The sequence below is a fragment of the Thioalkalivibrio sp. ALJ4 genome, from assembly GCF_000377225.1.
GTDB lineage: Bacteria > Pseudomonadota > Gammaproteobacteria > Ectothiorhodospirales > Ectothiorhodospiraceae > Thioalkalivibrio.
The window spans coordinates 103722-125243 of sequence record NZ_KB897919.1; the positions used below are offsets into that span (position 1 = coordinate 103722).

At 66.7% G+C, this 21522-nt stretch carries 19 protein-coding genes; 10 read left to right on the forward strand and 9 right to left on the reverse strand.

All coding sequences use genetic code 11. The annotated features are described in order from the left end of the window. Positions 1-18: 18 nt before the first annotated feature. The 5 genes from C936_RS0109995 to C936_RS0110015 form a co-directional block, all read right to left on the reverse strand. Entirely contained in the window at positions 19-576 is a 558-nt protein-coding gene (locus C936_RS0109995) for a CPBP family intramembrane glutamic endopeptidase (protein WP_026278829.1), read from the reverse strand. Between the two features lie 29 nt (positions 577-605). Further along, a complete protein-coding gene (locus C936_RS0110000) occupies positions 606-1535 on the reverse strand; it encodes a histone deacetylase family protein (RefSeq protein ID WP_018139327.1) in 930 nt (309 codons plus the stop codon). Between the two features lie 36 nt (positions 1536-1571). Continuing rightward, positions 1572-1838 carry a DksA/TraR family C4-type zinc finger protein gene (locus tag C936_RS0110005; RefSeq protein WP_018139328.1) on the reverse strand — a complete coding sequence of 89 codons (267 nt, stop codon included), beginning with the start codon at positions 1836-1838 and terminating at the stop codon, positions 1572-1574. Positions 1839-1904: 66 nt separating this feature from the next. After that, entirely contained in the window at positions 1905-3104 is a 1200-nt protein-coding gene (trpB, locus tag C936_RS0110010; RefSeq protein ID WP_018139329.1) for a tryptophan synthase subunit beta, read from the reverse strand. 83 nt (positions 3105-3187) lie between these two features. Beyond that, positions 3188-4186, reverse strand: coding sequence for an LLM class flavin-dependent oxidoreductase (locus C936_RS0110015; RefSeq protein ID WP_018174218.1), 999 nt, complete (start codon positions 4184-4186; stop codon positions 3188-3190). 123 nt (positions 4187-4309) lie between these two features. Between C936_RS0110015 and C936_RS0110020 the strand changes: the two genes are divergently transcribed. The 3 genes from C936_RS0110020 to C936_RS0110030 are packed head-to-tail and all read left to right on the forward strand — an operon-like array spanning position 4310 to position 6549. Then, positions 4310-4780 (forward strand): aminoacyl-tRNA deacylase, encoded by a 471-nt coding sequence (locus tag C936_RS0110020; protein WP_018139331.1) that lies wholly within the window; start codon positions 4310-4312, stop codon positions 4778-4780. A gap of 45 nt (positions 4781-4825) precedes the next feature. Further along, positions 4826-5788 carry a daunorubicin resistance protein DrrA family ABC transporter ATP-binding protein gene (locus tag C936_RS0110025; RefSeq protein ID WP_018174219.1) on the forward strand — a complete coding sequence of 321 codons (963 nt, stop codon included), beginning with the start codon at positions 4826-4828 and terminating at the stop codon, positions 5786-5788. Next, positions 5785-6549: an ABC transporter permease gene (locus C936_RS0110030; RefSeq protein ID WP_018174220.1), complete on the forward strand. Its 765-nt coding sequence runs from the start codon at positions 5785-5787 to the stop codon at positions 6547-6549. The genes C936_RS0110025 and C936_RS0110030 overlap by 4 nt, the downstream gene beginning before the upstream one ends. Before the next feature lie 27 nt (positions 6550-6576). On the opposite strand, the gene C936_RS0110035 is transcribed toward C936_RS0110030, so the two are convergent. Genes C936_RS0110035 through C936_RS0110045 form a run of 3 tightly spaced genes read right to left on the reverse strand, consistent with a single transcriptional unit; the run spans position 6577 to position 12456 of the window. After that, positions 6577-8163, reverse strand: a complete 1587-nt coding sequence (locus C936_RS0110035) for a TolC family protein (RefSeq protein ID WP_018174221.1) — start codon at positions 8161-8163, stop codon at positions 6577-6579. After that, positions 8156-11230 carry an efflux RND transporter permease subunit gene (locus tag C936_RS0110040; RefSeq protein ID WP_026278830.1) on the reverse strand — a complete coding sequence of 1025 codons (3075 nt, stop codon included), beginning with the start codon at positions 11228-11230 and terminating at the stop codon, positions 8156-8158. Before C936_RS0110040 ends, C936_RS0110035 begins: the two co-directional genes overlap by 8 nt. Next, the gene (locus C936_RS0110045; RefSeq protein WP_018174223.1) at positions 11227-12456 is read right to left on the reverse strand and encodes an efflux RND transporter periplasmic adaptor subunit; all 1230 of its coding nucleotides are present in this window, start codon (positions 12454-12456) and stop codon (positions 11227-11229) included. The genes C936_RS0110040 and C936_RS0110045 overlap by 4 nt, the downstream gene beginning before the upstream one ends. A 161-nt stretch (positions 12457-12617) precedes the next feature. Between C936_RS0110045 and C936_RS0110050 the strand changes: the two genes are divergently transcribed. The 3 genes from C936_RS0110050 to arsJ all read left to right on the forward strand — a co-directional run bounded on the left by C936_RS0110050 (position 12618) and on the right by arsJ (position 15417). Further along, complete coding sequence (locus tag C936_RS0110050; RefSeq protein ID WP_018174224.1) at positions 12618-13094, forward strand: TspO/MBR family protein; 477 nt, start codon at positions 12618-12620, stop codon at positions 13092-13094. 74 nt (positions 13095-13168) lie between these two features. Then, positions 13169-14182: an ArsJ-associated glyceraldehyde-3-phosphate dehydrogenase gene (locus C936_RS0110055; RefSeq protein ID WP_018139338.1), complete on the forward strand. Its 1014-nt coding sequence runs from the start codon at positions 13169-13171 to the stop codon at positions 14180-14182. 5 nt (positions 14183-14187) lie between these two features. After that, on the forward strand, positions 14188-15417 hold the full coding sequence (gene arsJ, locus C936_RS0110060; RefSeq protein ID WP_018174226.1) for an organoarsenical effux MFS transporter ArsJ: 1230 nt from the start codon (positions 14188-14190) through the stop codon (positions 15415-15417). A gap of 26 nt (positions 15418-15443) precedes the next feature. On the opposite strand, the gene C936_RS0110065 is transcribed toward arsJ, so the two are convergent. Then, entirely contained in the window at positions 15444-16316 is an 873-nt protein-coding gene (locus C936_RS0110065; RefSeq protein ID WP_018174227.1) for a LysR family transcriptional regulator, read from the reverse strand. Between the two features lie 401 nt (positions 16317-16717). Here C936_RS0110065 and leuC point away from each other — a divergent pair, with 401 nt between their 5' ends. The 4 genes from leuC (at position 16718) to C936_RS0110085 (ending at position 21439) form a co-directional block, all read left to right on the forward strand. Continuing rightward, a complete protein-coding gene (gene leuC, locus C936_RS0110070) occupies positions 16718-18130 on the forward strand; it encodes a 3-isopropylmalate dehydratase large subunit (RefSeq protein ID WP_018174228.1) in 1413 nt (470 codons plus the stop codon). A gap of 3 nt (positions 18131-18133) precedes the next feature. Further along, a complete protein-coding gene (gene leuD / locus C936_RS0110075) occupies positions 18134-18778 on the forward strand; it encodes a 3-isopropylmalate dehydratase small subunit (RefSeq protein ID WP_018174229.1) in 645 nt (214 codons plus the stop codon). A 462-nt stretch (positions 18779-19240) separates the two neighbouring features. Continuing rightward, entirely contained in the window at positions 19241-20314 is a 1074-nt protein-coding gene (leuB, locus tag C936_RS0110080; RefSeq protein WP_018875312.1) for a 3-isopropylmalate dehydrogenase, read from the forward strand. Positions 20315-20413: 99 nt separating this feature from the next. Continuing rightward, positions 20414-21439: an aspartate-semialdehyde dehydrogenase gene (locus C936_RS0110085; RefSeq protein WP_018174230.1), complete on the forward strand. Its 1026-nt coding sequence runs from the start codon at positions 20414-20416 to the stop codon at positions 21437-21439. Positions 21440-21522: the final 83 nt, after the last annotated feature.

A 21522-nucleotide genomic window follows, 5' to 3' on the forward strand; every position in this document is an offset into this window, starting at 1 on the left:
GCGCTTCGCAAGTGGGCGTCAGAGCTTGCGCCGGTACCAGTGGATCACGATCCAGTCGTACAGCGCGTGGGTGATGATGACCACCAGCAGGTTGCCCGTCAGGTAATAGACGAGCCCCAGATAAAGCCCGATGGCCGTGGCAAAGACGAAATAGAGCCGCGTGATCGCATGGGCGAGGCCGAAGACCACCGCGGCGATCAGGATCGCCAGGAACGCCGGCAGGTGGGTGTCGAGCCAGGTCTGCAGGACACCGCGAACCAGGAGCTCTTCGCCGAGTCCGGCCAGCAACGAAATCAGCAGGATGGCCCCTGGCCAGGCGCTTCCGAACAGTCGCGCGATGAAATCGCGCACCTGTCCGGAAAGGGTGTCGTAGGCGGACCCGCCGAAATGCGCGATGAGCCCCAGCATCGCCAGCATCGGCAGCACCGCGATCACGCCGATCAGCGCATGATTCGGATCCCAGTGCAGGTGCTCGCCCAGCGGAACCCCGGCGATTGCGGCCAGGAAGAATGCCAGGGGGATCAGGGCGGCCTGGAACATCAGGCCGACTAGGAGGGGGTGGCTGCGCAGGTTCATGGGCGCAGGGTAGCGCACCCATGGGGTGGTTACGTGTTTTCCGTCAGCGCATGCACATGGCTGCGTACGCTGCGCGCCAGCGCCGCGAGATCGTAGCCACCCTCCAGCACCGAGACCAGACGGCCGGTCGCGTGCCGCTCGGCAATCGCCATCAGCTGGCGCGTGACCCACTCGAAGTCGCTCTCGAGCAGATTGAGCCCGGCGAGTGGGTCGTCCCGGTGGCCATCGAACCCGGCTGATATCAGGATCAACTCCGGCCGGAATCGTTCCAGGGCGGGCAGCCAGTCGCGCTCGATCGCCGCGCGAAAGGCGGGGCCGTCTGTACCCGCCGCGAGTGGGGTATGGACCAGGTGTTCGCGCCGGGACAGCGGCCGGTCCGGATAGAACGGATGCTGGAAGCTGGAACAGAACAGCGCCCGGGGATCATCGCGAACGATGTCTTCGGTCCCGTTGCCGTGATGGACGTCGAAGTCCGCGATTGCGACACGGCTCAGGCCGTGTACGTCCAGGGCCCAGCGTGCCGCGATTGCCACGTTGTTGAACAGGCAAAAGCCCATTGCCCGGTCCCGCTCAGCGTGGTGTCCAGGGGGCCGAACTGCACAGAAGACATTACGGGCCTCGCCCTCGAGGACGCGGCGGGTACCCTCGATTGTGGCTCCCGCCGCATGGTGCGCGGCGCGAATGGAATGCTCGTTGATGTGCGTGTCGGGGTCCACGGCAACGCGAACGCCCGGGTCGGGTTGGGCCGCGTGGATCGCGTCTACATGGGTACGGGAGTGGGCGCGCAATAGGTCCTCGTCCGTGGCCGCCGGCGGGTCCTCGATGCGCTCCAGTCCATTGAGGTTTTGCAGCGCGGCATCGATCGCGGCCAGTCGCTGCGGGCATTCCGGGTGTCCGGGTCCGGCATCGTGGAGCCGGCAGGCGGGGTGGGTGATGTACAGGGTACGGGCCATCGCCATCGACCTCTGCGTAGTGGCCGCGGGGTACGGCAGGGTTCAGCGCAACTGGCTGTCCTTGGAGGCGCGCCGGTTGTAGGGGCTGAAGGCCGCGTCCGTCTCGTCATGCGCCTCCTGGCAGGGGACGCACAGGCGTACGCCGGGCAGGGCAAGGCGGCGGGCCTCGGGGATTGTGGCCCCGCATTCCTCGCACGCCTCCAGGCTCTCGCCCTCGGGGAGTTGGCTGCGCACGCGCGCCAGTGCGTCCTCGACGGTGTCGTCGATCTGTTCCTGTTCCGCGCCGTCTTTGGACCAGCCACCCGCCATCACACCATTCCGTCAAAGCCTGTTGGGTGTTAGATACCCAGGCCCTGGCAGGGAGTTCCCGAGGTGTTAGTCGCCGTGGCCGAATTCGCGGGCGACGTAGTCGATGTCCTTGTCGCCCCGGCCGGACAGGTTGGCGAGGATCGTAACGCCGGGGTTCTCGCGGCCGTACTTCATCGCCCAGGCCACGGCATGGGCGCTCTCCAGCGCCGGGATGATGCCCTCGGCACGCGACAGGCGGTAGAAGGCCTCCAGCGTCTCGTCGTCGCTGATCGCATGGTAGGCCACGCGTTCGATGGTCTTCAGGTAGGAGTGCTCCGGGCCCACGCCGGGGTAGTCCAGCCCCGAGGCGATGGAGTGGACCGGGGCCGGATTGCCTTCCTCGTCGGCCAGCAGCATGCACTTGAAGCCGTGGATCATGCCGGGCTTGCCGTAGGTCATCGTAGCGGAGTGCTCGCCCAGCTTCGTGCCGCGTCCGAGTGGCTCGACGCCGTTCAGCTGGACGCCGGCGTCCTCGATGAAGCCGGCAAACATGCCCATCGCATTGGAGCCGCCGCCAACACAGGCGACCACATGATCGGGCAGCTCGCCGCCGGTCATCTCCATGAACTGCTCGCGCGCCTCGATGCCAACCACGGACTGGAAGTTGCGCACCATCAGCGGGAACGGGTGCGGGCCTACCACGGAGCCGATCGCGAACAGGGCCTCATCGGCCTGCGACAGGTAGGACTGGAAGGCCGAGTCCACGGCCTCCTTGAGCGAACGGCCGCCGAAGGAGACCGGCACGACCTGTGCGCCCATCAGCTTCATGCGGGTGACGTTGGGCGCTTCCTTGGCGATGTCGATCTCGCCCATGTGGATCTCGCAGTCCATGCCGAAGTACGCAGCTGCCGTGGCCAGCGCGACGCCGTGCTGGCCGGCGCCGGTCTCCGCGATCAGCTTGCGCTTGCCCATGTGCTTGGCGAGCAGGGCCTCGCCCATGCAGTGGTTCAGTTTGTGCGCACCGGAATGGTTCAGGTCCTCGCGCTTGAGATAGATATGCGCGCCGGCCTCGCGGCTCAGATTGTGCGCGTAGTACACCGGGGTGGGTCGGCCCTGGTAGTGCTTGCGGATGTAGCGCAGCTCGTTCAGGAAGTCGGCCGAGCGGGCGAGCGTCAGGTAGGCGCGGTTGATCTCGGCAAAATGCGGTTCCAGTTCGGGAGGCAGGAACGCACCCCCGAACTCGCCGAAATAACCTTCCTGGTTCGGAAAATCCTTCAGGTATGACATCGCCCGCCCTCGTGCATGTTCGAAAGGGCGAATGATCCTGTGCCAGGCGCCCCTTGCCAAGCCCGTTCGCGCAAACGCTGCCCTCAGGGGGGTGACAGGCGGTCGCAGACCTGGGCGGTGAGCTCCAGGGAGCGACGACGGGCGTCGTGATCAAAGGTCGTGGTGGTCAGGATCAGCTCATCAACCTGCGTGGCTTCAAGGAAGCGGCGCATCTCCCGCTCGACGGTGTCGGGTGCCCCGATCGCGGAGCAGGCCATGGTCTGTTCGACAATCGCCCGTTCAGCCCGGTCGAGCTGTTCGCGGTAGTGCGGGATCGGGGGCTGGATCGGTTCGGGTCGGCCGCGGCGCAGGCTGATGAAGGCCTCCTCCATGGAACTGGCCAGCGTCTGCGCGTCGGTATCGGTGTCGGCCACATAGACGTTGTAGCCGGCCATCACGTAGGGCGCATCCAGGTCCGGGGAGGGCCGGAACTCGCGGCGGTAGATCGCGATCGCGTCATGCAGCTGACCCGGGGCGAAATGCGAGGCAAAGGCGTAGGGCAGCCCCAGGTGCGCCGCAAGCTGGGCCCCGAACAGGCTCGATCCGAGGATCCAGACCGGAACATGCGAACCGGCGCCGGGTATCGCCCGAATGGCCTGGTCCGGAGCGGGGTCCGCCAGGTAGCCCTGCAGCTCCACCACATCGCGTGGGAACTGGTTGGGGTCGCTCTCCGCGCTGCGGCGCAGGGCGCGGGCCGTGGCCGGGTCTGTCCCCGGTGCACGGCCAAGCCCGAGGTCGATCCGACCGGGAAACAGGGCATCCAGTGTCCCGAACTGCTCGGCGACGATCAGCGGCGCGTGGTTGGGCAGCATGATGCCGCCTGCACCCACGCGGATGCGCGCAGTGGCGGCCGCGACCTGGCCGATCACCACAGCAGTCGCCGCACTGGCGATCCCCGGCATGTTGTGGTGCTCGGCGAGCCAGTATCGCGTGAATCCCAGTTCGTCCGCCCGTCGGGCCAGGTCGAGGGTGTTGTGCAGGGCCTGCCCTGCGTCCGACCCCGCGGTGATCGGTGCGAGATCGAGTATGGAGAAGTCCGTCATCGGGGCATTGTAGGACAGGGAGTGTTGTGCCGATTGTCGGTTGACGGGGTAGCGGGGAATCGAGGCACCGTGCGGGCAGAGTGGGTCTATAGTCCGGGGTAGGGACGGCAAGAGGGCCGCAGCATGGGCATCGCGAGAACGCTGAGTGACTATCTGGCGGCACAGGGTGTCGCTTATGAACTGGTTCGGCACCCGTATTCCAGCAGTGCCACCCGAACGGCAGAGGCCGCGCACGTGCCCGGTGATCGGCTGGCGAAGGCCGTGCTGGTGGAGGATGCCGGCCATTACATGCTGGCGATCCTCCCGTCGTCGCGGCGCCTGCACTTCGGGCAGCTCCACCACCTGATTGGCGAACACGTCGGGCTGGCCACCGAAAGGGAGGTGGCGGAACTCTTCCCGGATTGTGCACTGGGCGCGATCCCGGCGCTGGCCGAGCCCTACGGCCTGGAGGCGATGCTGGACGAACATGCCCCCACCGAGGGGGATGTATATCTCGAGGGTGGCGATCACGAGACCCTGGTGAAGCTGCCGGCCCTTGCCTGGCGGGACCTCCTGGGTGCCGCCCGGCACGGGTTATTCAGTCGGCATTTGTAGCCGCTGTCGGTTGCACCATCGGCGTGTGCGGTGAATGCTACGCCGATGGATATCGCGATTCGTTTGCAGGGGCTGGTGCGCGGTTATAACGGCACCCGCGCGGTCGATGGTGTTGATCTGGAAGTCCCGAGCGGGAGCATCCTCGGTCTTCTGGGGCCGAATGGTGCCGGCAAGACCACCATCGTGCGCATACTGTCCACCCTGATCAGTCCGGATGCGGGAACAGCCGAGGTGGGCGGCTTCGATGTCGTCCGCGATGCGGCGCACGTGCGCGAGATCATCGGGCTGACCGGGCAGTACGCCTCGGTCGACGAGAAGCTGACCGGGCGCGAAAACCTGTTGTTGATTTCACGATTGCTGGGTCTGGGCCGTCGCGACGCGCGCCGTCGCACGGACGAGTTGCTGGCCCAGTTTGACCTTTGCGATGCGGCGAACCGTCCGGCACAGACCTATTCCGGTGGCATGCGCCGCCGGCTTGATCTGGCGGCCAGCCTGGTCGGGAACCCTGCCATTCTCTTTCTCGACGAGCCGACCACGGGGCTGGACCCACGGGCGCGCCGCGATCTGTGGCGCCTGGTGGCGGAACTGCGGGAGCAAGGCACCACCGTGCTGCTGACGACCCAGTATCTGGACGAAGCGGACGCCCTGGCGGATCGGATCGTGGTGCTGGACCGTGGGCGGATCATTGCCGAGGGGACCTCGTCGGAATTGAAGGAACGTGTGGGTGGCCGCTCGCTGTTTGTGGTGGTGGCGGACTCGGCCCGACTCGATGATGCGAGCGAGGCGATTGCACGTATCGTCGGGGAGGGCCCGCAGGCGCGGGACAACACCCTGAGTGTCGCCGTGACGAGCAGTAGCGTTGTGCCGAAGGTCCTTCGGGCCCTGGATCAGGCGGGGATCGAGGTGGCCGAACTCGGTCTGCGCACTGCGAGCCTGGACGATGTCTTTCTGGCGCTGACCGGGCATGCGGCCGAGGTCACGTCCGAGACGACAGAGGAGGGCGCATGAAGGCACTGGACCAGACGCTGGCGCTGGCCTGGCGCAGTCTCGTGCAGGTGCGTCGCAATCCCTGGGAGCTGGGGGATTATTCCATCCAGCCGATCCTGTTTCTGGTGCTGTTCCTGTACGTGTTTGGCGGGGCAGTGGCCGGCTCGACCGAAGCCTATCTGCCGTTCGTGCTGCCGGGCGTGATCGCGATGAACATGCTGTTTGTCACCGTCTACGTCGGGCATGGTCTGAATACGGATCTCACACGCGGGGTGTTCGACCGCTTTCGCGCCCTGCCCATTCCGCGCTGGGCGCCGCTGGCCGGGCGCATCCTGGCCGATCTGCTGAAGCAGGCGCTTTGTATCGCGCTGTTACTGATCGTGGGGGTGTTGCTGGGGTTCCGGGTCGAGACCTCGGTCTGGGAGGTGCTGGCGATGGTCGCGCTGGTGCTGGTCTTCGCCTCGGCCGCGTCCTGGATCATGGTGCTGGTCGGCGTACTGTCCCGCGACCCGGAACATGTACAGCTGTTCGGTTTCACGGCGTTGTTCCCGGTGACGTTCGTCTCCACCGCCTTTGTACCGCTGGATACCATGCCCACCGTGCTGCAGCCCTTCGTGCAGGCCAACCCTGTCTCGTTGCTCGCGGATGCGTCGCGTGCCCTGTTGAGCGGAGGCGCCGCGCTGGAGCCTGCTTTGTGGACCCTCGTCTGGGCTGCTGCGATCGCGGTGATCTTTGCACCACTGTCGGTCTGGGCCCTGAATCGGCGTCTGGCCCGGGGATAGGGGCTCGGGTAAAGCGCTAACCCGGAATCACATGCGCAGGTCCACGCGTTCGGAGCCTGGCGCGTCGATGCCGCGGTGCAGCAGCAGCGTGCCGCTCGCGTTCAGGAGTTCGGTGGTTAACTGGCGAAAGCTCACCACGGTCTCGGTCAGGCGGAGGCGGCTCTCGAGCAGGTCGCGCTGGGCCTGCGCCACGGCCAGTGCTGTGCCGGCTCCGACCCGGAATCGGGTCTGTTCGACTCGCAGGAGTTCCTCCTGCAACTCGATGGTCTCTTCCTGCGCGCGGATCTGCTCGCGCACGCGGGCGGCGTCGAACCAGACCGAGCGCACGTCTTCGATCGCCAGCTGTTCCAGATTGGCCAGGGTCTCGGCGATCTGCTGCCGGGTGAGGCGAGCGCGCGTGTGCTCCGCCTCTGCGGCACGGTTGCCGATCGGCATCTCGAAGCGCAGCCCCGCGGCGAGGTCGTAGCCGTCGCCCTGGGTGTCGCGGAAGGTACGCCCGAAGCTGTCCGCATAGCCCGATTGCCCCAGCGTGACGAAGAAGTCCAGCCGGGGGAGCAGTCCGTTGCGGGTGCGGATGACCTCCAGCTCGTCGCGCTGAACCCGCAGGCGGGTCTCGTTCAAGTCCGCGCGGTGATCGCGCGCCAGTGCCACATAGGTATCGAGCGGCTCGATCTCGTAACGGTCCAGCGCCGGTTCGGAGCTGGTCAGCAGCCGCGTGTCCCACAGGCCCCCGTCGCCCTGGAGCAGGCGCGCCAGGGTGTCCTGGGCGCGGGCGCGCTCGCTGCGGGCATCGATCAGCCCCTGGCGACGCAGGGCGACCTCGGCGCGTGCGGATACGGCCTCGGTCTCCGGCCGATCACCGGCATCGATGCGGCGTTGTGTCTCGTCCAGCTGCTGGCTGGCGACCGCCAGGGCCTCCTCGAAGATTTCGATCTGCTCGCCGGCGAGGACCAGGTCCCAGTAGGCCGTCTCGACGTCGGTGATCAGCTGCTCGACGAAGGCGCGCACCTCGTACTCCGTGGCCTCGACGTCCAGCCCGGCCTGCTGCAGGCGCACGAGATTGGACTCGATTCGGCCCCCGCGCAGAAGGGCCTGGGTCAGCGTCAGGCCGGCGCGGGAGGAGAACTGGGTCTGGTCGACCCGCGAACTGCTGGCGCGCTGGCTGCGCACGGACAGGCTCAGGTCGGTACCCGTCGGGAGCGACTGACGAACGCCTGCCTCGCCGAAGCGCTGGGTCGAGGTGACCTCGTCGGTGTCTTCTTCGGCCTCCTCCAGCAGGCGCACGCTCTGGTCCCGGCTGACCCCGACCTCGGCGAACAGCTCGGGGTCGAATACAGCGCGCTCCTGTGCCTCGAAGGTACCCGCGATCGCGGTCTGCAGGCGTTCGGCGCGCAGGCCGCGGTTGCCTTCCAGCGCCCGCGCCACGGCTTCTTCCAGCGAGAGCGTCTCCTCACCGACCGGTTCGCGGGCGAACGGATCGATCGCCATCAGCTGCTCGGCCGGCAGTGAAAGGCGCAACCCGTTGCCGGTCGGCTCGTCTTCCTCTGCCGTGGCGGGAATAGCCAGGGCGAGCGAAGCGAGCAGTGGCAGGGCGACTCGGTACAGGCTAGGCATCTTCGGTTCCGGCTCGGTAGACGGGCTGCGGGTGCTCGCCGCGACGGTGGAACAGCAGATACAGCGTCGGGATCAGCACCAGGGTGATCAGGGTAGACGACAGCAGCCCGCCGATCACTACCCGCGCCATTGGCGCCTGGGCCTCGCCACCGTCGCCCATGCCGATGGCCAGGGGCGAGAGGGCCAGTATCGTGGTCAGCGTGGTCATCAGGATGGGTCGCAGACGCTCGCCGGCGGCGGCCACGACGGCCTCGTGCAGGTCCATGCCGTCGTCGCGGTGTCGCCGGGCCATGCGGTCCACCAGCAGAATCGCATTGTTCACCACAATCCCGACCAGCAGCAGGACCCCGATCAACGACTGCACGTTGAGCGTGGTGTCGGTGACGATCAGCGCGCCGGTGACCCCGATGATCGCGAGCGGGATGGAGAACATCACGATCAGGGGATCGCGCAGGGATTCGTACAGGCTGGCCATGACCATGTACACCAGCAAGGTAGCCAGCATCGTACCCAGCAGCAGCTCCGAGAAGGCGGCTTCCTGTTCTTCGATGTCGCCCGTGACGGAGTAGTCGATCTCCTCGGGCAGCGGGATGTCGGCCAGGGCCTCGCGGACCGAGGCCGCCACTTCACCCAGCGAGCGGTCGCCCAGATTGATGAACAGCGTCCGTACGCGGGCCTGTTCACGTCGTTCGATGCTGTCGGGCCCGATCTCGGTGTCGAAGGAAATCAGGCTGCGCAAGGCGACGCGTTCGCCGTCCTCGCTGCGCACGGTCAGGTTGAGCAGGTCGTCCAGCGAGCTCTGGTCGGCGTCGCGCAGCTGCACCCAGATGCGGGTCTCGTCGCCTCCCGCGCGCAACTGCCCGGCGCTGGAGCCGCCCAGCGCGGTCTCCAGCGTCTGGGCAATAGTACGCACATCCACGCCGAGGTCGGCGGCGCGGTCGCGATGGATACGGGTGGCGAATTCGGGCTGGCCGCCATCGGTCCCCACCCGCGTATCCGTAATACCGGGGACATCGGCCAGCGCCTCCTCGAACCGTTCGAGCACCGCATTCATGGTCGACAGCTCGAAGCCGCGCACCTCGACCGACAGGCGTTCCTCGTCATCGCCACGCCCGAATCCGCGGAAGAAGATGCCACTGGATGCGCGGACACGGATCTCCGTTCCCGGCGGGGTGCCCAGGGCCTCGCGCAGGGCAGCGGCAATCTCCTCGGAAGAACGGCTGCGACTGTCGCGCGAACCGACCATTACGCGCATGTTGCCGGACGCGGGCGACGACGCTCGGAAGGCAGAGGCGCCAGAGCTGGACACCAGGTTCTGCAGCTCCGGCACCTCGTCGCGAATCACCTCTTCCAGGCTGGCCATGGTGGAATACAGCTCGTCGAGTGGTGTCCCCGGTTCCATGGAGACATGCACGCGCAATTCACCCTCGTCGGTGGCGGGCAGAAACTCGGTGCCGACGCCGCGCAGCCCGGCCAGTGCGATGACCATCAGCAAGGCACTGATCCCGATCACCATCCAGGGATGCGCCAGGGTGCCGCGCAGCAGCCCCTGATAGCGCTGTTCCATGCGGGCGAGGGCGCTGGTGTCGCGCTTCGGCATCGGGGCACGCGCCATCAGCATCGGCACCACGGTGAGGGCCACGATCAGCGAGGCGGCCAGCGCGAAGGCGACTACGGCGGCAAGTGGTTTGAACAGCTGCCCGGCCAGTTCCTGGGCGAAGAACAACGGCAGAAAGATGGCGACGGTGGTCAGCGTACTGGCGATGATCGCGGGCGCCACGCGCCCGGTACCACTGACAGCCGCCTCGACCGCGCTTTGCTCCGCGTGTTCCTCTCGCCTTCGGGCGATGCTCTCGATCACCACGATCGCGTTGTCGACCATCAGGCCCACACCCAATGCGATCCCGCCCATGGTCATCAGGTTGAGCGAGTGTCCACCAAAGTAGACCAGCCCGAAGGTTGAGATGACCGCCAGAGGAATCGCGGTGGCCGCCACCAGCGTGTAACGGATATTGCGCAGGAAGACGAGCAGGACCAGGACGGCCAGTGCGCTCCCGTAGAGGATGGACTGCCCGACATTGGTAATGGAGCTGCGGATGAATCCCGCCTCGTCCGTGACGGCGCGGATGTCGATCTGCGGGAAGTCGCGGTTGAGACGGACCAGTTCGGCGTGGACCGCTGCGGAGACCTCCACTGTATTGGCGTCCGCCAGTTTGCGCACGGCCAGCTGGACGCCTTCTTCCTGGTTGACTCGGAAACGACGGGTGACGCGCTGGTGGGTATCGCGGACCTCGGCGACCTGATGCAGGTAGGTGACGCCGTCCTCGCTGCGCTGAACCACGGTATCGCGTATCTCGCCCACCGAGCGGAACTCGGCAGGTGTACGCAGCCGGTATTCACGGCGACCGTCCATGATCGGGCCACCCGGAGTGATCACGTTGGCATCGCGGATGCGGTTGCGCAGGTCGTCCAGCCCCAGGTCGATCGCCTGTATCCGGTCTGGATCGACCTCCACGCGGACCTCGCGTTCGAGCCCGCCAAACGTATCCACCGCAGCCACGCCGGGGATGCGCTCCAGGCGTGGCGCAATGCGGTTGTCAATCAGGGTGCGCAGGTGAATGGCATCGAGCTGCGAGCCGACGCCCAGGCGCATGATGGGCGAGTCCTGGGTGTCGAACTGGCGCACCAGGGGGCGATCCGCCCCATCCGGCAGCTGACCTTCAATACGCGCCAGACGATCGCGCAGGTCATCAACGGCCTGGCGGATATCCGTGCCCCAGGCAAAGTTGACGCGCACATTGCTGTTGCCTTCGGCCGAGGTGGACCGGATCTCCTGGGCCCCGGTGATCGCGGCCGCTGCCTGTTCCACCGGGCGGGTCACCAGTTGCTCGACCTCCTCGGCCCCGGCGTTGGGGTAGGAGGTCATCACCGTGACCACCGGATAGGTGATGTCGGGCAGTAGGTCGACCGGGAGGCGGGTCAGCGCGGTCAGGCCCAGGATCACCACGATCAGGGCCACCATGCTGGTTAGCACGGGGCGGTGGACGGTAAGTCGAGCCGGATTCACGGCTCTTCGGTCTCCGACAGGTCCGGGGCGAAGTCCGCGCCGGGCACACTGCGCGGGTCGGTCAGGCGCAGCGGGGTGCCATCGGCGAGCAGGTGTTGCCCCAGCACCACCACCTCGGTGCCCTCGGGCAACTCGGGTTCCAACAGCTCAATCCAGTTGCCATCACGCACGCCGGTAACGGCCATGTGGCGGCGCGCCTCTGGCCGTTCGCCGCTACGGTCTACGCTGAACAGGGTGGGACCCGCCTCGCGCTGGATGATGGCGTCCCGCGGTATCGCCAGCGTGTCCGAGCGCTGGCCGAGAGTGATCGCGGTTTCGACAAACATCCCGGGCCGCAGGCGTTCATCGTCGTTCGGTACTTCGACCTCGATTCGTGCCTGGCGCGAACCCGGGCGAAACTCGGGGGAGATCCGTGTGATGGTGCCTTCGAATAACGCGTCGGGGTACGAGGAGGTGCGCACGGTCGCTTCCTGGCCGCGCGAGATCCGCGAATAGTCCGCTTCGGTGACTGCCAGAATCGCGCGGACCGGCTGCAGTGTGACGAGTGCCAGCGCGGGTTCGTTGGCGCTGATCACCGAGCCGGGGTCAACCAGGCGTTCGGCCACCCAGCGGGTGGTGCTGCCCGGGTCGGCGTCGATACGCGTGTAGCCTAGCTGGATTTCGCGGGTGCGCAGGGCAGAGCGGCGTTGTCGAATCTGGGACTCGGCAAGGGCCACGCGGGTCTGTGCCAGGGCGAGTTCGGTTTCGGCGGCCTCCAGCTCCGAGCGCGAGGCGATCCCCTGGTCGCGCAATTCGCGGGTGCGCTGCAGGTCGCGCTGGGCGGCGTTACGGCTGGCGACGGCCTCCGCCAGGCTGGCTTCGGCCACTTCCAGCTCGGCCTCGGCCTGCGTGACGTCCTGCTCGAATTCCTCGGTATCCAGTTGCAGCAGGGGGTCGCCCGGTTCGACTCGGTCGCCCAGGTTGACGAAGACTTCGGCCACACGGCCCCCGACGCGCGGCGTAATCACGATACGGTCGGCGCCCTCGATGCTGCCGGTGAATCGGCGGCGCTCCACCAGATCCTGTTGTTGCACGGTGGCCACCGCGACGGCCACGGGCCGTGTCTCGCCGCCACCCGCGCGCGAGGAAGAGGCCTGTTCGTCATCCGGGCCCCAAAAGAGCCAGGCGAGCACACCGCCCGCCATGAGGAACAGGACCAGGGTGATCACGGTGGACAGCTTGGGCATGCACGCGGCTCGAAATGGGTGAACGGGATCACGTTATGCTGCGAGTGTGCCGCAAGCCGCTGAATCGCGCATGAACCTCGTTCATTTTGCTGATTTCGGTTCAAATACGCTGGGCCGGCGTCTACAAGCAAGGGTACGGGACGCGCGAGAGAGGAGGGTCGATGACCAATACAAGGGATGGGGTCGGACTGGTGGGCTGGGTGGCCCTGGTGTTCCTGGTGGCCTCCGCGGGCGGGTATGCCACCAGCCTGTCGGTGCAGGACTGGTACCAGACGCTGGAGCGACCCGAGCTGAATCCACCCGATGCCCTATTCGGCCCGGTCTGGACCGTCCTGTTTGCGCTGATGGCCGTGGCCGCCTGGCGGGTATGGCGTCGCACCGGCTTCGCGGGTGCACCGCTCGCGATGGGGCTGTTCCTCGCCCAGCTGGTGTTGAACCTGGGCTGGTCCGTGCTGTTCTTCGGCATGCAACGGCCCGATCTGGCACTGGTCGAGATCCTGATGCTGTGGCCCCTGATCCTCGCGACCCTGATCGCCTTCTGGCGCCACGACCGGATCGCGAGCGCGCTGCTGGTGCCGTACCTGCTGTGGGTAGGTTTTGCGATCTACCTGAACGCGGCTATCGTCGCTCTCAACTAGGGGCACTGCTCAGCCTGTAATGCGGTTGTCATGATCGGGAGGTATCCTGACGCGATTTTTCGCGGGAGGGCGTCATGGCCGTACGGGTCGGCATCAACGGGATGGGGCGGATCGGCCGCCTGGCGCTGCGTGCGGCTTGGGATCGCGATGACCTCGAGATCGTGCACCTGAACGAGGTCGCGGCGGACGGCACGGTCACCGGGCACCTGCTGGAGTTCGATTCGGTGCACGGGCGCTGGGATCGCGGCATCCGGGCCGAGCCGGATGCGCTGCAGATCGACGGCCGCAGCCTGCGCCACACGCAGCTGGGCGAACCGGGGCAGGTGCCCTGGGCCGAGTCCGGTGTAGATATCGTGATCGATGCCAGCGGCGCCTTTCGCACCATGCAGACCCTGCAGCCGCACTTCGATCGCGGGGCCCGGCGTGTGGTCGTCGCGGCGCCGGTGAAGGACGAGCTTGCGCTGAACGTAGTGATGGGCGTCAACGATTCGGCCTACGATCCGGCCCGGCACCGCGTCGTCACCGCTGCCTCCTGCACCACCAACTGTCTGGCGCCCCTGGTCAAGGTGCTGCACCCGGCCCTGGAGATCCGCCACGGGTCGATCCTGACGGTGCATGACATGACCGCCACGCAGTCGGCCGTGGATCTGCCGCGCGACAATCTGCGCCGGGCCCGTGCGGCCGGGTTGAACCTGATCCCGACCACCACCGGCTCGGCGAAGGCGATTGGTGACATCTTCCCGGAACTGAACGGACGGCTGAATGGCCATGCCGTGCGCGTGCCGCTGATGAATGCCTCGCTGACGGACTTCACCTTCGAGGCGGCGCGCGAGACCTCCGCGGAGGAGGTGAACGAACTGCTGCGCTCGGCGGCCGAGGGCGAACTCGCCGGCATCCTGGGCTTTGAGGAACGCCCGCTGGTCTCCAGCGACTTCCGCACCGACCCGCGCTCGTCCATTGTCGATGCGCAGTCGACGATGGTGGTGGATGGGACGCAGGTGAAGGTGCTGGCCTGGTACGACAACGAATGGGGCTATGCCAACCGGCTGGTCGAACTGGTCGCGCGCGTGGCCGAGCAGGGCGTGTAGGACGGATGGGCAGCCCGGCCGAAACGCCGAACGCACCGCCCACCCTGGGGCTGGGCGCCTACGCGCGCATCACCGCGAACTACTGGGCGTTTACCGTCACTGACGGTGCGATTCGCATGCTGGTCGTGCTGTTCTTCCACCAGCTGGGCTACAGCCCGCTGGAGATCGCGTTCCTGTTCCTGTTCTACGAGCTGTTCGGGGTGATCACTAACCTGACCGGCGGCTGGCTGGCCGCGCGGCTGGGGGTGAACACAACGATGATCACCGGGACCTTGTTGCAGGTCGCCGCACTGCTGATGCTCACGGTGCCGGAGGCCTGGCTGGGGGTGGCCTATGTGATGTTCGCGCAGGCGCTATCGGGCATCGCCAAGGACCTGAACAAGATGAGTGCGAAGTCCGGGGTGAAGCTGGTCGCCGGCGACGGGGAGGGGCGGCTGTTTCGCTGGGTCGCGGTGCTCACCGGCTCGAAGAACGCGTTGAAGGGGGTGGGCTTCTTCGTTGGCGGCGCGCTGCTGTACTCGGTCGGGTTCCAGATGGCGCTGGTCATCCTGGCCGGGATGCTGGCCGTGGTGATGCTGTTCTCCATCGTCGGCCTGCCCCGCGGGCTGGGCAAGGTCGGCGGCAAGCCTAAATTCACCCAGATGTTCTCCAACTCCGCCGCGATCAACGTGCTCTCGGCGGCGCGATTCTTCCTGTTTGGCGCGCGCGATGTCTGGTTCGTGGTCGCCTTGCCGGTATTCCTCAGCGCGACGCTGGACTGGAACCACATGCAGGTGGGGGCGTTTCTGGCGCTGTGGGTGATCGGTTACGGGATCGTGCAGGCGTCGGTGCCGCGCCTGCTGGGCCGCGGCGGGCTGCACCCGACCGGGCTGACCGCGCGGCTCTGGGCCTTCATCCTGATGCTGCTGCCCATCGGCATCGTGATCGGCCTGGAGACGGGGCTGGACCCGGCCTGGGTACTGATGGTCGGGCTGGGCGTGTTCGGCGTGGTGTTTGCGATCAACTCCGCCGTGCACTCGTTCCTGATCCTCGACTATGCGGAGACCGACCGGGTCGCGATGAAGGTCGGCTTCTACTACATGGCCAACGCCGGTGGGCGTCTGATCGGCACCGTCGCCTCCGGTGCCATCTTCATGGTCTGGGGCCTGGAGGGCGCGCTGATCGCCTCCACGCTGTTCATCTTCGCCACCTGGATGATCTCCTCCCTGCTCCCTCGGGTACCTGCTCGGGCCTGAAAGGGTGGCCCCACGCATGGTTCCGGTTACTGCAATTCCTCGATGACCGCCTCGAGGGTTCGCGAGCGGTAGCGGTCCGCGTGGCGGACCCAGCCGAGCTGGCGGGCGATGGGCGGGGCGGGCCATTCGAGGATGGCCAGCTCGGCGGTGGCCATGGTGCGGGGGAGGAAGCCGATGCCGAGGCCGGCGGCGATCATCATGCGGATGACCTCCAGGTACGGGCTTTCCTGTGCTGCGGCGGGGTGCAGGCCCTCTGCGGCCAGCGCGTGGTCGATCTGGCGGCGGGTGGTGGAGCCCACCGGCGGAAGGATCGCCGGCCAGTCATGCAGCCGTTGCAGTGTCTCCAGCGGGGCATCCTGGGCGCGGCCGCGGGCGATCATCGGGACCAGGTCATCGGTCCAGACGGCTTGGGCCTCCGAGCCCTTCGGCAGGTCGTCAGGCAGGGTGGCCAGGGCCAGATCGGCGTCGCCGTGCATCACCGCCTCGATGCCGGCCTCGGAATCCATGAACGCGAGTTCCAGCTCCAGCTTGGGGTAGCGGGTGCGCAGGCGGGCCAGCGGGACGGGCAGACGGTGCAAGGCGATGTGGTGCGAGGTGGCCAGGCGGATGCGGCCACGAACGACGTGGTCGAGGTCCGCCACCTGCTGCTCGATTGCGTGCAGGCGGGCCAGGATCTCGCGCGCTTCGGGCAGCAGGCGTTCGGCGACCTCGGTGGGCCGAACGCGGCGCCCCTGGCGCTCGAACAGGGGGCGTTTCAACGTCGCCTCGAGCGACTGTATGCGCTTGCTGATCGCCGGCTGGGTCAGGTGCAGCCGCTCGGCTGCGGCGGAGAAGGCACCGGTGTCGACCACCGCCACGAAGGCCTGCAGGGACTCGATGCTTAGCTGTTCCGGACGCATCCGCCGCCTCCGTGGGATAATGACCGGCTGACGGATGCGGTGCCGGTTTGCCAATCCATAACCATATGGAATGGTAAAGATAATAAATCGGATTTGAAAGAATAGAAGGGCGGCCGCAGACTCTGCTTAAACGGTTGTCCTGAAATGACGTCATTGCGAGGCGTGGCCACTGGCACCGTCATTGCGAGGAGCCGAAGGCGACGCGGCAACCTCCGAAAGCTGGCAGAGCGCCAGTATCAGGATCCGGTGGTTCCGGACGGAGGTTGCCACGGCCCCTGCGGGGCCTCGCAATGACGGTGCATGTTGCGACGCGGCGCAAGGGCGAGCCTTTGGAGCGCTGGTAGATCATCGGCGGTGGGGCGCAAGAACGATAGAACGCGGCGTGGCCGCGGGAGCGGGTAATGGCAGGCAAGACACTGTACGACAAGCTGTGGGAGGCGCATGTGGTGCGCGAGGAGCCGGATGGCTCGACGCTGCTCTACATCGACCGCCACCTGGTGCACGAGGTGACCAGCCCGCAGGCCTTCGAGGGTCTGCGTCTGGCCGGGCGCAAGCCCTGGCGCGGGGACTCCGTGCTGGCGGTGCCGGACCATAACGTGCCCACTGCCAATCGTGACCGCGGGATCGAGGATCCGGTCTCGCGTACCCAGGTGGAGACGCTGGAGACCAACGTCACGAGCCTGGGGCTGAAGTTCTTCCCGATGGCCGATGTGCGCCAGGGCATCGTGCATGTGATCGGTCCCGAACAGGGGGCGACCCTGCCGGGGATGACGGTCGTCTGCGGCGACTCGCATACCTCCACCCACGGCGCGCTGGGCGCGCTGGCCTTCGGCATCGGCACCTCCGAGGTCGAGCACGTGCTGGCCACGCAGTGCCTGTGGCAGAAGAAGACCAAGGCCATGCAGATCCGCGTGGAGGGCGAGCTGCGCCCGGGCGTGACCGCCAAGGATGTGGTGCTGGCGATCATCGGTCGTATCGGCACCGCCGGCGGCACCGGCTATGCGATCGAGTTCGCCGGCTCGGCGATCCGCAGCCTGTCGGTCGAGGGCCGCATGAGCATCTGCAACATGTCCATCGAGGCCGGGGCCCGCGCGGGCATGGTCGCGGTGGACGAGAAGACCATCGAGTACGTGCGCGGCAAGCCGCAGGCGCCGAGCGGCGAGTTGTTCGAACAGGCCGCAGAATACTGGCGCACGCTGGTCTCCGACCCCGACGCCGAGTTTGACGCGGTGGTGGAGATGGATGCCGCCGAGATCGCCCCGCAGGTGAGCTGGGGCACCTCGCCGGAGATGGTCGCGCCGATCGACGGCCGCGTGCCGGACCCGGCCGCCGAGTCCGATCCGGTGCGTGCCGAGGGCATGAAGCGTGCGCTGGAGTACATGGACCTGCAGCCGAACACACCGATGACCGAGATTCGTCCGGACAAGGTCTTCATCGGCTCCTGCACGAACTCGCGGATCGAGGACCTGCGTGCGGCTGCCGAGGTGGTCAAGGGCCGCAAGAAAGCCGACAACATCAAACTGGCGATGGTGGTGCCGGGCTCCGGGCTGGTGAAGCAGCAGGCGGAGCAGGAAGGGCTGGACCGGATCTTTCTGGACGCCGGCTTCGAGTGGCGCGAGCCGGGTTGTTCCATGTGCCTGGCGATGAACGCGGACCGGCTGGAGCCGGGCGAGCGCTGCGCCTCGACCTCGAACCGCAACTTCGAGGGCCGTCAGGGGCAGGGCGGGCGTACCCATCTGGTCAGCCCGGCGCTGGCCGCCGCGGCCGCCGTGGCCGGACACTTTGTCGAACCGTCGGCACTGAAGGAGGCGTAAGCGATGCAGGCCTTTACCGTACACCGTGGGATTGTCGCGCCGCTTGATCGCTCCAATGTCGATACCGACGCGATCATCCCGAAGCAGTACCTGAAGTCGGTCAAGCGTACGGGCTTCGGGCCCAACGCCTTTGACGACTGGCGCTACCTGGACCCGGGCGAGCCCGGTATGGACAGCTCGCAGCGCCGCATCAACCCGGACTTTGTGCTCAACCAGGGGCCGTTCGACCAGGCAAGCATCCTGCTGGCGCGCAAGAACTTCGGCTGTGGCTCCTCGCGCGAGCACGCGGTGTGGGCGCTGACCGACTTCGGTTTTCGTGCGGTGATCGCGCCGTCGTTCGCGGATATCTTTTTCTCCAACAGCTGCAAGAACGGGCTGCTGCCGGTGGTGCTGGCCGAGGACGAGGTACAGGCGCTGTTCGATCAGGTCGAGGCGAACCCGGGCGCGCAGGTCGAGGTGAGCCTGGAAGAGATGACCGTAGCGGCACCGGACGGTACCGTGTTCCGTTTCACGCTCGATGAGGATCGCCGCCACCGCCTGCTGAACGGCCTGGATGACATTGCGCTGACGCTGCAGTACGCCGATGACATCCGCGCCTATGAGGAGCGCCAGCGCCGCGAGTGGCCCTGGATGGCGGAGCAACGATAGAAACGATAGAGATGGCGCGGGTGGCCTGAACCCGAGCCTCGTCATTGCGAGGAGCGAAGCGACGAAGCAATCTCCCAAACAATGGCCGAGCGCAGGTAGCGGGATCCGGTGGTTTCGCCCGGAGATTGCCACGGCCCCTACGGGCCTCGCAATGACGAGGTAGAGGTGCCGTCATTGCGACGAAGCAACCTCCGTCCGGAACCACCGGATCCATGTGCCGGCGCTCTGCCAGCTTCCGGAGGTTGCCACGGCCCCTGGCGGGGCCTCGCAACGACGGGGCCGGGGCGCACCGTCATCGCGAGGAGCGCAGCGACGTGGCGATCTCTGTGGGTGGCCCCGGCGTCGGCCGGGACGAACATCGTGGTTCCGTCCGGAGGTTGCCACGGCCCCTTGCGGGGCCTCGCAATGACGGTGCTATTGGAATCGTACAAGTAAAAGCTAACAGTTGGTTAGGAGAGGTTTGTGAGCCGAATTCTGGTATTGCCCGGGGACGGGATCGGGCCCGAGATCGTGGCCGAGGCGCTGAAGGTGCTGGAGCGTGTGGGCGAGATCGGCGGCCTGGATCTGGAGATCGAGCAGGGGCTGATCGGGGGCGCGGCGCACGATGCGGCAGGTCACCCGTATCCGGAGGCCACCCGCGAGGCGGCGCGCCGCGCCGACGCGATCCTGCTCGGCGCGGTCGGCGGCCCGCAGTACGAGTCGCTGGAACGCGACCTGCGCCCCGAGCGCGGACTCCTGGGTATTCGTTCGGATCTGGGCCTGTTCGCGAACCTGCGGCCGGCGATCCTGTATCCGCAGCTGGCCTCGGCCTCCACGCTGAAGCCGGAGGTCGTCAGCGGGCTGGATATCCTGATCGTGCGCGAACTGACCGGCGGGATTTACTTCGGCCAGCCGCGCGGGATCGAGGAGCGCAATGGCGAGCGCTATGGCTTCAATACCGCCGCCTACAGCGAATCGGAGATCGAACGCATCGCGCGGGTTGGTTTCGAGTCCGCGATGAAGCGCGGCAAGCGCCTGTGCTCGGTGGACAAGGCCAATGTGCTCGAGGTCTCGGAGCTGTGGCGCGAGGTGGTCGAGCGCGTCGGGAAGGAATTCCCCGAGGTCGAGCTGTCTCACATGTATGTGGACAACGCGGCCATGCAGCTGGTGCGTGACCCCAAGCAGTTCGACGTGATGGTGACTGGCAACATGTTCGGCGACATCCTGTCCGATGCCGCGGCCATGCTGACCGGGTCCATCGGGATGCTGCCCTCGGCTTCGCTGAACAGCGAGGGGGTCGGTCTGTACGAGCCGATCCACGGCTCCGCGCCGGATATCGCGGGGCAGGGCAAGGCCAATCCGATGGCGACCGTGCTGTCGGTCGCGATGCTCTTGCGCCACAGCCTGAATCGTAATGACCTGGCCGAGCGCATCGAGCAGGCTGTGGGGCGGGTGCTGGATCAGGGGCTGCGCACGCCGGACATCTTTGGTGAGGGCATGACGCTGGTGGGCACCCAGGGGATGGGTGATGCCCTGGTGGCTGCGCTGGAGGGCTAGGCGTTGTAGCCAATGATGCGTTTCGCTGCGCTCAACGCATCCTACGAATGTTTCAACGGATCAATATTTTGCAGTTAGAACTTAAACCGGGAATGAACGATGAGTGACCGCAAGTTTGACGTGGCCGTGGTGGGCGCAACCGGCGCCGTCGGCGAGACCCTGCTCTCCATCCTGGCAGAGCGCGACCTGCCGCTGGGCCGTGTGCATGCGCTGGCCAGTTCGCGCTCGGTCGGCAAGACGGTCGCCTTCGGCCGCCGCGAGCTGGAGGTGGAGGATCTGGCCACCTTCGATTTCTCCACCGTGCAGATCGGGCTGTTCTCGCCGGGGGCCTCGGTGTCCGCGGAGTACGCCCCGAAGGCGGCCGCGGCCGGCTGCGTGGTGATCGACAACACTTCGCAGTTTCGCTACGACCCGGAGATCCCGCTGGTGGTGCCGGAGGTCAATCCCGAGGCCGTCGCCGGCTACAAGAAGCACGGGATCATCGCGAACCCGAACTGCTCCACCATCCAGATGCTGGTGGCGCTGAAGCCGCTGCATGACGCGGTCGGCGTCGAGCGCATCAACGTCGCCACCTACCAGGCCGTCTCCGGCACCGGCAAGGATGCGATCGAGGAACTGGCCCACCAGACGGCGGCGCTGCTGAACGGCCGCCCGGTGGAGTGCAATGTCTATCCCAAGCAGATCGCGTTCAACGCGCTCCCGCACATCGACGTCTTCCAGGACAATGGCTACACCAAGGAAGAGATGAAGATGGTCTGGGAGACCCGGAAGATCATGGGTGACGAGTCCATCCTGGTGAACCCGACCGCCGTGCGCATCCCGGTGTTCTACGGCCATTCCGAGGCCCTGCACATCGAGACCCGCGAGAAGATCAGTGCCGAGAAAGCGCGCGAGATCCTGTCCGCCGCACCCGGCGTGACGGTGCTGGACAAGCACGAGGACGGGGGCTATCCGACCGCCGTGACCGAGGGTTCCGGCAAGGATGCGGTGTTCGTCGGACGCATCCGCGAGGACATCTCGCATCCCCGCGGGCTGGACCTCTGGGTGGTGTCCGACAACGTGCGCAAGGGGGCCGCGTTGAACACAATCCAGATTGCCGAGGTTTTGATCCGGGATTACCTGTGATTTAATCCGGTAAAAGTCCGGGAAAATTCATACCCGGCAACACGCGGCCAGGGGGCGCTGGGGCCAGGAAGATGGCCCCAGGC